The organism is Streptomyces malaysiensis subsp. samsunensis, from assembly GCF_024519315.1.
GTDB lineage: Bacteria > Actinomycetota > Actinomycetes > Streptomycetales > Streptomycetaceae > Streptomyces > Streptomyces malaysiensis.
Genome location: NZ_JANIIC010000008.1, coordinates 139,976 through 153,719 on the forward strand (window position 1 = coordinate 139,976; position 13,744 = coordinate 153,719).

Below are 13,744 nucleotides of genomic sequence, written 5' to 3' on the forward strand. Positions count from 1 at the left end.
GGGGCGCGGGGCTGTGTCGACATGCCGCTCCGCCGCACGGGCGCGACCGGCTACGACGGCGACGGCGCCGCGGACGATCGACGGCAGGTCAGGGCGGGTCCGGCGGAGCGCTCAGGCGGACAGCGGGTCGACCGCGTCCTCGTCCTCCCCGTCCGGCTCGGTGGCCGCCCCCAGATCGGGATAGACATCGAACAGCCGCCGCACCCCCAGGGCCGCCAGCACCCGGTGCACATGCGAACCGTGGGCGGCGCCCTGCGGCGGCAGGATCAGCCGCAGCCGGCCCGAGCACGATCTCATCAGCCGACGCGCCGCGATCAGTACGCCGACCCCGCTGGAGTCGCAGAACCGGACCTCCGAGAGGTCCAGAACCAGCCAGTGGCGGCCCTCGGCGACCGCGTCGTGGACGTGCTGCCGGACTGCGGGCGAGGTCACCAGGTCCATCTCCCCCGAGACCTGGAGAACGACCCACTCCCCCCGCCGGTCCTCCATCACCTTCAACGTCACGCGCCCGAAGCCCTTCGCTCGCCGCAACCGGAATTTGCTGTTCCCGGGCGGCTGCCCGCCCGTCGGCGCATGAAACTCCCCCAGGCATACGCCGTGAGGGACGACCCTATGCCGCGGCGAAGCGTTTCGTCTCCCCGATCCTGCGCAAAGTGACCGCGCCAATACCATGCGCGGCCTGATTCCCACGCACTTTGCCTGATGGACGCGTGTTGTGTGAGCAACCGGCATTACATTCGATATGAACGCGGGCATAGTGCCTGGAGGGCCGGCCGGACGACTCGGGAAGGGGGTCGCATGGCGAATGACGCACCACCCCGCTGGGACCGAAGGATGCAACAGCGTCTGGCGCGCGGTGAAGCGGCCGCACTCGCCGAGCTCTACGACCGATTCGCCTCACTTGTCCATAATTTGGCGCATCGGGTCCTGGAGGACGAGACGGCGGCCGACCGCATCACCCGGGAAGTCTTCGGCTACGTCTGGGAGAACCCGGACGCGTACGACCCCCAGCAGGGCTCGCTGCGCGCCTGGATCGCCATGCTCACCCAGCGCCAGGCCGTGCACCGGCTGCGCACCTCGCAGACCGCCCCGGCCGACGGGGACACGCTCTCGACCGAGGCCCTGGAGGAGCGGATCCGCGAGGCGTCCGTGGCCGCCCGCGCCGACTACATCGTCACCTCGATGCCCGCCCCGCTGCGCGCCGCCCTGGAGCTCGCCTACTTCGACCGCCGCGACTACCGCCAGGCCGCGGCCGCCCTCGGGGTGACCGAGGACGAGGCCAGACGCCGCCTGCGGCTGGGCCTCCAGCTGCTGTCGACGGCCCATGTGCAGCCGCCCCGCGCGGTCTCGCCCCCCGGCTACGGACGGGCGCTGTGAGCGGGCGCGGCGGGCCGGACCCGTACGACGACGCCTACGGCGAGAGCTCCGGCCCGGGGGACGGCAGAGACGGGCCCGGACGGGGAGGCGAACCGGATCTGCCCTCCCACCCCGCCGGGCCACCACGCATACCGCCGCAGCGGCCGGCCGCCGAGGACAGCGGCCACTGGCCGGGCGCCCTGGACGGCGGCATCCCCGCCCCGCGCCCGCCCACGGCGGACGAGACACCAACGGCGAAACGGACACCGGAGCGCGGTTCGGAACGCGACTCAAAGCTCGGCCCGGAACGCGGTTCGGAGCGCGGCCCGGAACGCGGCCCGGAACGCGGTTCGGAACCCGCCGCGGACTCCGAACCGGAATCGGCACCGGAGCCGCGCCCTGACCCCGCCGCCCCGGGAGCTGAACCGGAACCGGCCGCCCTGGGCCCTGAACCGGAAGCGAATCCGGAGCCGGAGCCGGAACGGCCCGCCTCCGTGCCCCCGTCCCCGCCCCCGTACACGCCACCGTCCCCGTACGCGCCACCGGCCGCACCCCTGGCGGCGCCCACGCCCTCGGCGCCCCTTCCGCTCCCGCACGATCTGCTCCGATCGCTGCTCGGCGCCTGGGCGCTGACCGCGTGCTCGCAGGAGGAGACCGCCGCCGTCGAGGCGCATCTGAACCACTGCCCCTCGTGCGCCGAGGAGGCGCTGCGGCTGCGCGACGCCGTCGGGCTGCTGCACACCGAGCACAGCCTCGACCTCGACCCGATGCTGCGCTCCCGCGTGCTCGCGGGCTGTCTGGGCCGCCGTCCGGCCCGGATACCCATGCCCGGCTGGGCCGGTGCCTACGACGCCGAGGCCGCCCGGCTGGACGCGCTGCTGCGCGACATGGGCGAGGCCGAGTGGCGTGCGCCGGTGCGGCTCAAGTGGTTCGACGGGCGGCGGCTCACCAGCCGGGACACCACCGTCGCCGGGGTGATCGGCCATCTGATGGTCGTGGACGGCATCGTCGCCACCTCGCTCGGCCTCCCCGACCCGCTGGGCGCCGACGCCCCCGGCTCGCCCCAGGCCCGCACGGAGGCGTACTGGCACCACGAGCCCGGCGCCGCGTACGGGTCGGGACCGCCCGGGGCGGTCCGGGAGTTGTGGCGTGAGCAGGGCCATGCCCTGGTCCGTACGGTGTCCTTCGCCGGGCGCGGCGTCGCCGAGCTCGATGTGCCGTACGGGGACTTCGCGCTGCCGATCCGTGACGCCTTCCTCGACCGTGCCCTCGAGTGCTGGGTGCACGCCGGGGACATCGCCGAGGCCATCGACTACCCCTATGAACCACCGGCCTCCACCCACCTCAAGGCCATGATCGACCTGTGTGCCCGACTGCTTCCGGGGACGCTGGCCGAGCGGCGCCGGGCCGGGCTCGCGTCCCCGCCCCGCCGGCTGGTCGAGGCGGGCACCCCGGGCCGTACGCTCCATCTCCAGGTCGAGGGCACGGGCGGCGGCGACTGGTACATCCCGCTGGACTCCCCGGCGGCGATGGCCGCACCGGAGGAGGCGGTGGCGACGATCGCGCTGGACCAGGAGGCGTTCTACCTGCTGGCGTCCGGGCATGTGCCGCCGCAGGAGGCGGCGGCGGGCCTGTCCGGGGACACCGAGGCGATCCGGGACGTCCTCTTCGCCGCCGCGTCCCTGTCCCGGCTCTGAACCGGTCGAAAACAGCCAGTCGAAAACAGCCAGTTGAGAACAGTCGGCAGTCGAGAACAGCCGCGAGCAGTCGGCGGACAGAGCAGCCCGCCGAAAACAGCCGGTCGACGGCCGTCAGTCGAAGACGACCGTCCGATGGCCGTTGAGCAGCACCCGGCGCTCGCTGTGCCACTTCACGGCACGGGCCAGCGCCTGGCACTCCACATCGCGGCCGACCGCCACCAGCTGATCCGGGGTGAGCCCATGGCCGACGCGCTCGACCTCCTGCTCGATGATCGGGCCCTCGTCCAGATCGGCGGTCACGTAGTGGGCGGTCGCCCCGATCAGCTTGACCCCGCGCGCATGCGCCTGGTGGTACGGCTTGGCGCCCTTGAAGCTCGGCAGGAAGCTGTGGTGGATGTTGATGATCCGGCCCGACAGCTCCTTGCACAGGTCGTCGGAGAGCACCTGCATATAGCGGGCCAGCACCACCAGCTCGACATGCTCCGTGCGCACCAGGTCCAGCAGCCGGGCCTCGGCCTGCTGCTTGGTGTCCTTCGTCACGGGGATGTGGTGGAACGGAACCCCGTAGGAGCCGACCAGCTCCTCGAAGTCCGTGTGGTTGGAGACCACCGCGGCGATCTCGACCGGCAGCGCGCCGATCCGCGACCGGAAGAGAAGGTCGTTCAGACAGTGCCCGAACTTGCTGACCATGAGCAGAATGCGCATCTTCCGATCGGCGCGGTGGATCTCCCAGTCCATCTGGAAGGACTCGCCGACCGCCGCGAAGCTGGCCCGCAGGTCCTCCACCCGCACCGGTGAGACGGAGCGGAAGGCCACCCGCATGAAGAAGAGCCCGGTGTCACGGTCCCCGAACTGCTGGCTGTCCTCGATATTGCAGCCGGTCATGAAGAGATAGCTCGACACGGCGTGCACGATGCCCTGCTTGTCCGGGCATGACAGCGTCAGGATGTACTGGTCGGGGACGGCACGCGACTCACTCATGACCCTTAGCGTCCCACACCCGTGATACGGCTCAGACCGCCTGCGTCATGATCGCCAGTACTTCGAGGGTGCGTGGGGGCACATCCGGGTCCTCGCCGTCGTTGGTGGCCAGCCGCACATGGGCCTCGCGGGCGGCCCGTACGGCCTCCGGCCAGCCATGGTGCTCGAGGTAGGCCGAGACCGGGGCGTCCGCGCCCGCCTGGTGCATGATCCTCAGCACCCGCAGCACGGCGACATCGACCAGCGCCGCCTCCTGCGAGTCACGGAAGATCGTCCCGACGTACTTCTCGGCCGACCAGTTGTCCAGCCAGGTGTCCTCCACCAGCCGGTAGACGGCGTCCGTCACATCCCCGTACCCGGGCTGGCCGGCCAGCCAGCACTCCTGCTGGAAGACGGGATCCGAAAGCATATGCAGCGCCGAGCGCACATTGGTGCGCCAGCGCCACCACGGCATGTCATTGACAGGCATGGCTCCCATGGTGGTCGAGCGACGGGCACGACGGGAAGACTTCTCCGAACCTTGCACAATCACTGATCGTACGTTCTTCACACATAGAGTCGGCTCAACCCCCGCTGTTCACCCCTACGTCACCATCCCTTGTCTTGTCATAACGGCTGTGTTCCTCCCGAAGCGCCAGGCTCGCTTGCCATGACCGGACGGCGACGCCCCTCCTCCCGCCCCATCCGAGCCGCCGTTGCGGCACTGTGCACCACGGCGGTCGGTGTGTCGCTGCTGACCGGCTGTGGAGCGGTGCTGTCGAACGAGGGCGACAACGAGCCCATCACCGTCATGACCTGGGCTCCCGAAGGCACCAAAGCCACCAATATGCCAGGAATGCCCGCCATGGCGAAGGCATTTGCCCGCTGGGTCAACGGCTCGGGCGGAATCCACGGCCGCAAGCTCCAGGTCGTCACCTGCAACGAGCGCAACGACGCCGTCCAGGCCGCCGGCTGCGCACAGCAGGCCAAGGATGACAAGGCCGTCGCGGTCGTCGGCTCGTACAGCCAGTACGGCCGGTCCTTCATCTCCCCGCTGGAGGTCGCCGGCATCCCCTACGTCGGCGGCTACGGGGTGACGCAGGAGGAGTTCGACAGCCCGTACTCCTATCCGGTCAACGGCGGCCAGGCCGCCCTGCTGGTGGGCAACGGCCGCCAGCTGGCCGCCCGCTGCGAGCGCACCGCGCTCGTGCGCCCCGACACCATCGCGGGCGACGAGCTCCCCCAGCTCCTCAACACCGGCCTCAAGGCGGGCAAGCGCGCCACCGCCCATGACGTCCGCGCCCCCGAGGACGCGGGCGACTACAGCAAGCAGGCCACCAGCGCCCTGGAGAGCGTCGGCGCCGACACCTCCCTCGGCACCGCCGACCAGGGCGCGACCCTGGAGAGCTCGTGCGTCACCGCGGCGCTCGGCAACCGCACCGGCACCTTCTTCGACTCCTTCCGCCGGGTACAGGAGAACCATCCGAAGGTGCGGATAGCCTCCATACTCGGCGGCGTCCGGCAGTCCCTCATAGACTCCACCGGCGGCAGCTCCAGCCCCCTGGAGGGCACCTACGCCACCGGCTGGTACCCGGCCGGGGACGATCCGCACTGGAACCCCATGAAGAAGGTCATCAACAAGTACGCCTTCGACGACAACCGCATCGACCCGGACGACCCCGGTACGCAGACCACCTGGATCGCCTACACCGTGCTCCGCTCGGTCCTGATGTCCCTGCACGCCGACGACATCAGCGCCCGCACCGTGCGCAACGCGCTGGACAACGGCCACGCGGTCGACACCGGCGGGCTGACGCCGACGCTGCGCTGGGGCTACGAGGACACGCTGCACGTGCCCAACTACTCGCGGATCGTCAACGCGGACGTGACCTACCAAATGGTGCGGGACGGGCGACTGGTGGCGGTGCGCAAGGGGTTCGTCAACGTCTCCAAGATCCTGGAGCGCTACCACCCGGCGGACTGAGCCGCGACCGCCCGGCGGGCCGACCCGGGCGCGCCGAGCCGCTGCCGCCCGCCGAACCCGGGCCGGGGACGGCGCGGCCGCCCCCGGCCGCCGGTCACAGCTCCGTGGCCTCGTGCGTGGTGAGGCCGTACCTGGAGGCGATCGGGTTCCACAGCCCCGAGGCCGTCTTCTTGGCCTGGGTCGCCTCGCCGCTCGCCCGCTCGGCCGCCCCGACCCGGGGCGTACGGCGGGCCTTGCCCTTGTGGCAGCCCCTCTTGCCGCCGGTCTGGTCGGCCCAGGCCGCGTACTCGTTGTCGGCCCTGGCCGAGGACTTCCACGCCTTGGTGAGGGAGGCGGTCAGCCGCGCGTTGTCGGGCAGCTTGTCCACCGACAGCTTGCCCAGCCGGGTCACCAGGTCATTGCGCTGGCCCGCGGCCGTGCGCAGATCCGATGCCGCCGTGGTCAGGTCCTTGCAGGACTTGATGTTGTCCACGGCCTTGATCACCGACGCCCGGCTGTTGTTGCTGTCGGCGAGCAGCGCGTCCAGCGCCTTCGCCTGGGGCTCGGCGGGGTCGGCCGGCTCGGACGACTGCTCGGCGCTCGGCGAGGAGTCGCTCAGCGTCGTGTCGTTCTTCTTGTTGTCGTCGTCGCCGCCCATGCTGAGCACGGCTCCCGCGGCGAGACCGGCGAGCGCGCAGCCCGCCACCACGACGCCGATGAGCATGCCCCGCGACATCCGGCGGCGCCCGCCACCGCCGCCGCCATGGCCACCGGACGGCGGGGACGGCGGCTGCGGAACGTCGGGGCCGAACTGCGGGAGCTGCTGGGTCTCGTCGGCGCCGCCACTGTCACGGAACAGACCGTCGAACTCCGAGGGCGGCGGCCGGTCCCCGGGACGGCCGGGCCGGATCGCGTACGGGGCGCCGCCGGGCCGCTCCGGGACCTGCGGCGCGGAGCCGGGCGCGGACATGGCGGCTGGCGTGGGCGGGAGCACCGCGGTCTCGTCCGCGGCGGCCGCGGGGGGCTGCTGGCGGTGGGCGCCCCGGCGGCCGGGGCGTACGGCGCGCAGCTGGGTGGTGGACTCGGCGGGCGACTCGGGCCGGTTCTCCGGCGGCAGTGGCGCGCTCTTGACCGCGGCGAGCGTGGTGGTGGGGGTGTCCAGGGGCGGCGGGGCCTCACCCGGGACCGGGGGTATGACCTGCGTCGCGTCGGCGTCCCCGGCGGGCTGGGGCGGCATGACCTGGGTCTCGTCGGCGGCTTGGTACGGCGGCTGGGCCGGTCTCTCCGGAGCGGCCGGCCAGCCCTGTTGTCCGTAAGGCTGCCCCTCGGGCTGCTGTTGCCCGTCAGGCTGCGCCTCGGGCAGCTGTCCGTACGGCTGGATCTCGGCCCGTCGCTGCCCGTACTGCCCTTCGGGCGGCTGTTGCCCGTACGGCTGGATCTCGGCCTGGTGCTGCCCGTAAGGCTGTCCATCGGGCTGTTGCTGACCGTACGGCTGGCCCTCGGGCTGTTGTCCGTACGGCTGACCCTCGGGCGGCAGCGGTGCGCCGAACTCCCCCTGCGGTGGCGGTTCCGGAGCGCTCTGCGGCCCCCAGGGCTGCCCCCACGCCTGCCCCCCGGCCGGGGCCGCCTGATGCGTGTCCGAGGGCTTGTAGTCCCCCTGGGCAGGCAGCACGACCCCCTCGCGCACAGGCTGCGCGGGTGGGACCGCGGGAAGCCGCGGCTCATTCCCCTGACCGCTCTGCGTCACCGGGACTCCTTGGTTATACGGGGACTACGGAATCGTCGGCTCACGCTACCGGTTCCCCAGACGGCACGGTGCCCATGAGGCCGTCGGGGCAGGGAGAGACTGGTCACCGCGAACATGGGGCACATCACCGCGATCAGGGGCGATATGAACCCTACCCGTACCCCCAGTAATCACAACGCAACGCACTCCACACCGCACACGCCACACAACACACGCACCAGTGATCACAGCACAACGCACCCGTAGCGCCCCGCACCCCACAACACCGGTGCGTTCAAAGGAAATGCGGCGGAAATTCCGGGGAAAGTCCCGGCGCCGATCTCAGGCGACCTGCATCTGCATCCGCGCTCCGAACTCCCGCACCACCGGCTCGTCCCGATACGGCTCCAGCCGCTGCTGGAAGTCGTCCAGGTACTCCGCGCCCCGGTTGGACCGCAGCGTGCCCAGCAGGTCCACCGCCTGGGTGCCGATATGGCAGGCGTGCTCCACCTCGCGCTGCTGCACATGCGCGGTGGCCAGCAGCAGCAGCCCGATCGCCCGCCGCCGCACCCGCCCCTCCGGAAGCCCCTCCAGGGCCTCCTCGGCGCGCCGCCGGGCCTGCTCGGCCTGGCCCAGGTCGCGATGGCAGTGGGCCAGCTCATCGGCCAGATAGGCATGGTCGAAATGGCGGATCCAGATGGGGTCGTCGCCCGTGACGGAGCCCGAACCGCTGCCCACGGCCCGCTCCAGCGCGTCCAGCGCCCGCCCGGCCACCGTCTGACAGGCCCGCGCGTCCCCCATCAGGGCGTGGCCGCGCGCCTCGGCCGCCAGGAACATCGACTCCGCGCGCGGCGGCACCTGGCCACGCGCGCCCTCCTGAGCGGCCTTCGCCAGCTGGGCGATCTCGCGGGGATTGCCCAGCTGGGCGGCGAGATGGCTCATGCTGGCGGCGAGCACATAGCCGCCGTAGCCCCGGTCCCCGGCGGCCTGGGCGAGCCGCAGCGCCTGGATGTAATAGCGCTGGGCGAGACCGGACTGACCGGTGTCGACCGCCATATAGCCCGCCAGCTCCGTCAACCGCGCGACCGCCGCGAAGAGTTCACGGCCCACCGCCTCGGTGTACGAGCCGGCCAGCAGCCCGGAGACCACGCTGTTCAGATAGTGGACGACGACGGGGCGCACATGGCCGCTGCCGTAGCGGTGGTCCAGGTCGACGAGCGCGTCCGTGGTGGCCCGCACCGCGGCCACGTCGGAGCGCCCCACCCGGGCGCCCGCGGTGCGCGCGACCTGGGTGTCCGCACCGGTGATCAGCCAGTCGCGGCTGGGCTCGACCAGCGCGGAGGCGGCGACCGTCGAACCGCTGAGGAAGTCACGGCGCCCCACATCGCTGCGCCACAACTCGCAGACCTGCTCTATAGCGCCGAGGACGGTCGGCGAGAACTGTAAACCGACCCCTGAAGCAAGGTTTTTGCCGTTGGCCATGCCGATCTCGTCGATCGTGACCGTACGGCCCAGCTTCCGGCCGAGCGCCTCGGCGATGATGCCCGGCGCCCTGCCCCGGGGCTGCTGGCCGCGCAGCCAGCGGGCCACCGAGGTCTTGTCGTAACGCAGATCGAGACCGTGCTCGGCGCCGCACATGTTGACCCTGCGCGCCAACCCGGCGTTGGAGCACCCGGCTTCCTGGATGAGCGCCTGCAACCGTTCGTTCGGCTGCCGCGCCACAAGCGGCCTAGCGGCCATGGCTTTACCCCCTGTGACTGCTTGCGTTCTCGGCGTATCCGTTCCTGTTGCTGAGTGATGCCCCGCAGATATCGCAGGTATACGGTGAATGCGGAACTTGCCCGCATTGACCACATCGACCGCATCGTTCGCGTACGGCGCCGATACGAGTCCGGGACGCCCTCCCCCTGGCGCTGCGGCATGGCCGCCGGACACTCGCACGCCCGTCACGCATGGTGGCTACCCGCTTACGGAGCCGCAACCCCATACGCGCCCCCGCCCGTGCATCCATGCGCCCCGCCGTGCCGTCACCGCGCACCCCGGCCCCCGACGGGCCCCGCCCGTGCGGGGGCCCGGCCGTGCGGGGCCCGGCCGTGCGGGGGCCCGGCCGTAACCCTCGTTGACGGCGGAAGTTGTCCTGTGCGTGGAAGAGACCATGGACGTGACAGAACCCTCGCGGTTCACCGCGGGAACCTCGCAGATCCCCCAGCAGCGCGGGGAGCGGCTGGGCGACGCGGCGGTGCGATATGCCGAGGACCGGCATTGGGACGTGCTCTCCGGCGCCTGGCTGGAGACCGTGGACGGGGTGGAGCGCTGCTCCTGCGGAAGCGCCGGCTGCCCGGCCCCCGGCGCCCATCCGACCGGCCGGGACTGGGTGAACCAGGCCACCGGCAGCGCGGTCGTGGTCCGCCGCATGTGGGGCAGGGCGCCACGCGCCTCCATCCTGCTGCCCACCGGCCGCACCTTCGACGCACTCGACGTCCCGGAGTCGGCGGGCTGTCTGGCGCTCGCGCGCATGGAGCGCCGCCGGGTCGAGCTGGGCCCGGTCACCTGCACCCCCGGCCGCAGGATGCTCTTCTTCGTCCTCCCCGGCGCCGCCGCCAAGGTCCCCGACCTGGTGCGGAATCTGGGCTGGCCGCCGAACGCGATCGACCTGACCGCCCGCGGCGAGGGCGACTACGTGGTCGCGCCGCCGACCCGGGTGGGCGTGCGCGGCCCGATCCAGTGGGCCCGGCGGCCCACCGCCGCCAACCGCTGGCTGCCCGACGCCGAAGAGCTGGTGAGCGCCCTGGCCTACGCCTGCGGCCGCGAGCGCCGCTGACGTCTCCGGAGCGCTCCCTGGGCCAGCCCCTATCGTGGAGCGCCGGGCGGGGGCGGAGACCGGCCCCCGAGTGATACGTCAGTGGGATGCGTCCCACGGGAAAACGGGGTGAACCGGTGCCTCAGGAGCAATCAGCGGCCACCACGCGGCCGTCCAGGGCCGCCGCCGTGCGGGTGAGCGGCCTGTGGAAGCGTTACGGAGAGCAGATCGCCGTCGCGGGGATCGACCTGGAGCTGCCCGCCGGGCAGTTCATCGGGCTCGTCGGGCCCAACGGCGCCGGTAAGACCACCACGCTGTCGATGATCACCGGCCTGCTGCGCCCCGACTCGGGAACCGTGGAGATCGGCGGCCATGACGTCTGGCGGGACCCGGTCGGGGTCAAGGCGCGGATCGGGGTGCTGCCGGAGGGGCTGCGGATGTTCGAGCGGCTCTCCGGCCGGGAGCTGCTCACCTACATCGGACGGCTGCGCGGGCTGCCCGGCGAGGAGATCGACCGGCGCGCCACCCAGCTGCTGGACGTCCTCGATCTCGCGGGCTCCCAGAGCAAGCTGGTGATCGACTACTCCACCGGTATGCGGAAGAAGATCGGACTGGCCGCCGCGCTGCTCCACAACCCCGAAGTCCTCTTCCTCGACGAGCCCTTCGAGGGTGTCGACCCGGTCTCCGCCCAGACCATCCGCGGCGTCCTGGAGCGCTACACCCGCTCCGGCGCGACCGTCGTCTTCTCCAGCCATGTCATGGAGCTGGTGGAGTCGCTGTGCGACTGGGTGGCCGTGATCGCCGCCGGGCGGATCCGGGCCCATGGCCCGCTGGCCGAGGTGCGGGGCGACGCGCCGTCCCTCCAGAACGCCTTCCTGGAGCTCGTCGGCGCCAACCGGCGCGAGGCGGGCCAGAGCCTCGACTGGCTGGGCGGCGGCGCCCGATGACGCTCACCGACCCGCTCGGCGCCAAGGACCCGCTCGGCGCCACGGTGCCCGAGCCGCCCGCCGCCCCCACCGCGTCCCCCACCCCCGTCTTCGTCTCCCTGAAGCTGGCGCTGCTGCGCAACGGGCTGCGCCAGTCCAGCGGCCGGCGGGCCGCGTACATCACCTCGCTGGTGCTGGCGCTGCTGGTCGCCGTGTTGCAGCTGCTCGGCCTGGTGCTGCTGCGCGGCACCGACCACGCCGACGCGCTGGTCACGCTGTTGACGGCGGTGCTCACCCTCGGCTGGGCGGTGATGCCGCTGTTCTTCCCCGGCGGCGATGAAACCCTCGACCCGACCCGGCTGGTGATGCTGCCGCTGCGGCCGCGCTCGCTGATCACCGCGCTGCTGGTGTCCTCGCTGATCGGCATCGGCCCGCTGTTCACCCTGACCCTGGTGGCCGGTTCGGCCATCGCCGTCGCGCACGGGGCGGCGGCCGCGGTGGCGGGGGTCGTGGCCGTGGTGCTGACGGTGCTGGTGTGCGTGGCGCTGGCACGCGCCGTCGCGACGGCCAACACCCGCCTCCTCACCAGCCGTAAGGGCCGTGATCTGGCGGTGCTCAGCGGTCTGTTCGTGGCCGTCGGCGCGCAGTTCGTGAACCTCGGCGCCCAGCAGCTCGGCGGCGAGAACGGCCTGGCCGTGCTGGAGCCGGCCGCGGCGGTGCTGCGCTGGGTGCCGCCCGCGGCGGCCGTGGACGCCGTCCAGGGCGTCAGCGACGGTGCGTATGGGGTCGCTGCGGCCCAGTTCGCGCTGACCGTGGGCGCGTTGGGGCTGCTGATGTGGTGGTGGAAAGGCACCCTCACCCATCTGATGACCACCCCGGACGCCTCCACTCTCCAGGCGGCGGCCCCGCGCGAGCGGCGGCGCTCCGGCGCGGCCGGCACCCCGGACGCCTCGGGCCCATTCGCCCGGCTGCTGCCCGCCGGCCGCGCCGGCACGGTGCTGCTGCGGACGCTGCGCTACGCCGTGCGGGACCCGAAGACCAAGTCGGCATGGGTCACCTCGCTGGCCGTCGGACTGCTGCTGCCCGTGATCACGGCCGTCCAGGGCAATGGCTCGATCTACACGGCCTGCTGGGCATCGGGGCTGCTCGGCATGTTGATGTACAACCAGTTCGGCCAGGACAGCTCCGCTTTCTGGATGGTCGCGCAGACGATCTCCTCTCGCCGTGACGCCTATCTGGAGCTGCGGGGCCGTGCGCTGGCGCTCCTGCTGGTCGCGGTGGTGTACGTGGTGGTGGCGGTGTTCGCCTCCGCCGCCTTCCTGAAGAACTGGTCGGCCGCCCCCGAGGCGCTCGGGCTCGCCCTTGCGCTGCTCGGCTCGATGGTGGCGACCGGCGCCATGACCTCGGCGCTGGCCCCGTACTCCATTCCGCAGGACAGCGGCTACAAGAACGTCGTCCCGGCGCAGGCGGGGATCGCCTGGCTCAGCATCCTCGGCGGCTTGATCGCGGGCGCCGTGCTGTGCGCGCCGGTGCTGGGCCTGACGTTCTGGCTGCATCTCTCCGGGCAGCACGGTCTGTTGTGGGTGCTGCTTCCGGTGGGCACGGTGTACGGCGCGGCCCTCGCGGAGATCGGCCTGCGGGTGGCGGCGCCGCGGGTGGCGGCGCGGCTGCCGGAGATCCTGGCGGCGGTCAGCAAGGGGTGAGCCCCGGGCGCGGGCGGCGGGGCCGGGGGCTCACCCCGGGGCCGCCGCTTGGCCCGGCCCCGCCGCTTGGCCCCGCCGCTTGGCGTCGCACGGACCATCCGCGGCGCCCGGACTATCCGCGTCGCCGGGACCGTTCACGTCGCACGGACCGTTCACGTCACACGCACCGTTCACGTCGCACGGAGGACGGCCCTCGCCCAACTGCCGTAACGTTCCGGCTAGTCGAGGTACTTGCTGTAGACCCAGCCCCTGGTCCCGGGCCGAATTCCGGTGGTGGTCCGTTTGAGGATCTTTCCGTAGGACCAGCTCTTCTCGAATCCCCGGGTGCGACAGAAGTACCGGAAGGAATCTCCCCGGTAAAGCGTTCCTATGGCGCGGTAGCGCTTTCCCGGTCCGGTACGGAATCTCGCTCCACTCGTCGAGACCTTGAAATTGACATCCGGGGAATTGAACTGACACGCCGATGCCCCCACCGCCGACGCCGTTGGCGCCAGGGCCACGGAACCGCCCAGCATCAGTGCCGCCGAGAGCACGACCATCGAGGCTTTACGCTTGATCTTCACGCAACCACCCCCCGTGATCGGTTAATTCACTGCATGATCGATTAATT

General features: G+C 71.9%; 12 protein-coding genes. 6 read left to right on the plus strand and 6 right to left on the minus strand.

Annotation, left to right across the window (positions count from 1 at the left end):
• Positions 1 to 111: 111 nt before the first annotated feature.
• Entirely contained in the window at positions 112 to 489 is a 378-nt protein-coding gene (locus NQU54_RS09840) for an STAS domain-containing protein (RefSeq protein WP_257630760.1), read from the minus strand.
• 309 nt (positions 490 to 798) lie between these two features.
• Here NQU54_RS09840 and NQU54_RS09845 point away from each other — a divergent pair, with 309 nt between their 5' ends.
• Together NQU54_RS09845 and NQU54_RS09850 are read left to right on the plus strand one after the other, a co-directional pair.
• Positions 799 to 1,377: a sigma-70 family RNA polymerase sigma factor gene (locus NQU54_RS09845; protein WP_167502080.1), complete on the plus strand. Its 579-nt coding sequence runs from the start codon at positions 799 to 801 to the stop codon at positions 1,375 to 1,377.
• Complete coding sequence (locus tag NQU54_RS09850) at positions 1,374 to 3,053, plus strand: zf-HC2 domain-containing protein (protein WP_257630720.1); 1,680 nt, start codon at positions 1,374 to 1,376, stop codon at positions 3,051 to 3,053. Before NQU54_RS09845 ends, NQU54_RS09850 begins: the two co-directional genes overlap by 4 nt.
• A 114-nt stretch (positions 3,054 to 3,167) precedes the next feature.
• Here the strand turns inward: NQU54_RS09850 and purU are convergent, their stop codons facing one another.
• Complete coding sequence (gene purU / locus NQU54_RS09855; protein ID WP_257630721.1) at positions 3,168 to 4,037, minus strand: formyltetrahydrofolate deformylase; 870 nt, start codon at positions 4,035 to 4,037, stop codon at positions 3,168 to 3,170.
• A 31-nt stretch (positions 4,038 to 4,068) separates the two neighbouring features.
• The gene (locus NQU54_RS09860) at positions 4,069 to 4,515 is read right to left on the minus strand and encodes an SCO4402 family protein (RefSeq protein ID WP_208973081.1); all 447 of its coding nucleotides are present in this window, start codon (positions 4,513 to 4,515) and stop codon (positions 4,069 to 4,071) included.
• A 171-nt stretch (positions 4,516 to 4,686) separates the two neighbouring features.
• Here NQU54_RS09860 and NQU54_RS09865 point away from each other — a divergent pair, with 171 nt between their 5' ends.
• Entirely contained in the window at positions 4,687 to 6,000 is a 1,314-nt protein-coding gene (locus NQU54_RS09865) for an ABC transporter substrate-binding protein (protein ID WP_257630722.1), read from the plus strand.
• Between the two features lie 94 nt (positions 6,001 to 6,094).
• Here the strand turns inward: NQU54_RS09865 and NQU54_RS09870 are convergent, their stop codons facing one another.
• A complete protein-coding gene (locus NQU54_RS09870; protein WP_257630723.1) occupies positions 6,095 to 7,726 on the minus strand; it encodes a hypothetical protein in 1,632 nt (543 codons plus the stop codon).
• A gap of 321 nt (positions 7,727 to 8,047) precedes the next feature.
• On the minus strand, positions 8,048 to 9,445 hold the full coding sequence (locus NQU54_RS09875) for an NsdA family TPR-like regulatory protein (RefSeq protein ID WP_167502086.1): 1,398 nt from the start codon (positions 9,443 to 9,445) through the stop codon (positions 8,048 to 8,050).
• Positions 9,446 to 9,860: 415 nt separating this feature from the next.
• Between NQU54_RS09875 and NQU54_RS09880 the strand changes: the two genes are divergently transcribed.
• The 3 genes from NQU54_RS09880 to NQU54_RS09890 all read left to right on the plus strand — a co-directional run bounded on the left by NQU54_RS09880 (position 9,861) and on the right by NQU54_RS09890 (position 13,134).
• Positions 9,861 to 10,526 (plus strand): bifunctional DNA primase/polymerase, encoded by a 666-nt coding sequence (locus NQU54_RS09880; RefSeq protein ID WP_079153567.1) that lies wholly within the window; start codon positions 9,861 to 9,863, stop codon positions 10,524 to 10,526.
• A gap of 116 nt (positions 10,527 to 10,642) precedes the next feature.
• The gene (locus tag NQU54_RS09885) at positions 10,643 to 11,452 is read left to right on the plus strand and encodes an ABC transporter ATP-binding protein (RefSeq protein WP_079260525.1); all 810 of its coding nucleotides are present in this window, start codon (positions 10,643 to 10,645) and stop codon (positions 11,450 to 11,452) included.
• Complete coding sequence (locus NQU54_RS09890) at positions 11,449 to 13,134, plus strand: transporter (RefSeq protein WP_257630724.1); 1,686 nt, start codon at positions 11,449 to 11,451, stop codon at positions 13,132 to 13,134. The genes NQU54_RS09885 and NQU54_RS09890 overlap by 4 nt, the downstream gene beginning before the upstream one ends.
• Positions 13,135 to 13,352: 218 nt before the next feature.
• Here the strand turns inward: NQU54_RS09890 and NQU54_RS09895 are convergent, their stop codons facing one another.
• Positions 13,353 to 13,697 (minus strand): SH3 domain-containing protein, encoded by a 345-nt coding sequence (locus NQU54_RS09895; protein ID WP_069870524.1) that lies wholly within the window; start codon positions 13,695 to 13,697, stop codon positions 13,353 to 13,355.
• Positions 13,698 to 13,744 lie beyond the last annotated feature (47 nt).

What these genes read in the sequence shown, in the direction of transcription:
- NQU54_RS09845 (WP_167502080.1), top strand. Translation starts at nt 799, where the DNA reads ATGGCGAATGACGCACCACCCCGCTGGGACCGAAGGATGCAACAGCGT.
- purU (WP_257630721.1), bottom strand. Translation starts at nt 4,037, where the DNA reads ATGAGTGAGTCGCGTGCCGTCCCCGACCAGTACATCCTGACGCTGTCA.
- NQU54_RS09875 (WP_167502086.1), bottom strand. Translation starts at nt 9,445, where the DNA reads ATGGCCGCTAGGCCGCTTGTGGCGCGGCAGCCGAACGAACGGTTGCAG.
- NQU54_RS09840 (WP_257630760.1), bottom strand. Translation starts at nt 489, where the DNA reads ATGGAGGACCGGCGGGGGGAGTGGGTCGTTCTCCAGGTCTCGGGGGAG.
- NQU54_RS09865 (WP_257630722.1), top strand. Translation starts at nt 4,687, where the DNA reads ATGACCGGACGGCGACGCCCCTCCTCCCGCCCCATCCGAGCCGCCGTT.
- NQU54_RS09880 (WP_079153567.1), top strand. Translation starts at nt 9,861, where the DNA reads ATGGACGTGACAGAACCCTCGCGGTTCACCGCGGGAACCTCGCAGATC.
- NQU54_RS09890 (WP_257630724.1), top strand. Translation starts at nt 11,449, where the DNA reads ATGACGCTCACCGACCCGCTCGGCGCCAAGGACCCGCTCGGCGCCACG.
- NQU54_RS09860 (WP_208973081.1), bottom strand. Translation starts at nt 4,515, where the DNA reads ATGGGAGCCATGCCTGTCAATGACATGCCGTGGTGGCGCTGGCGCACC.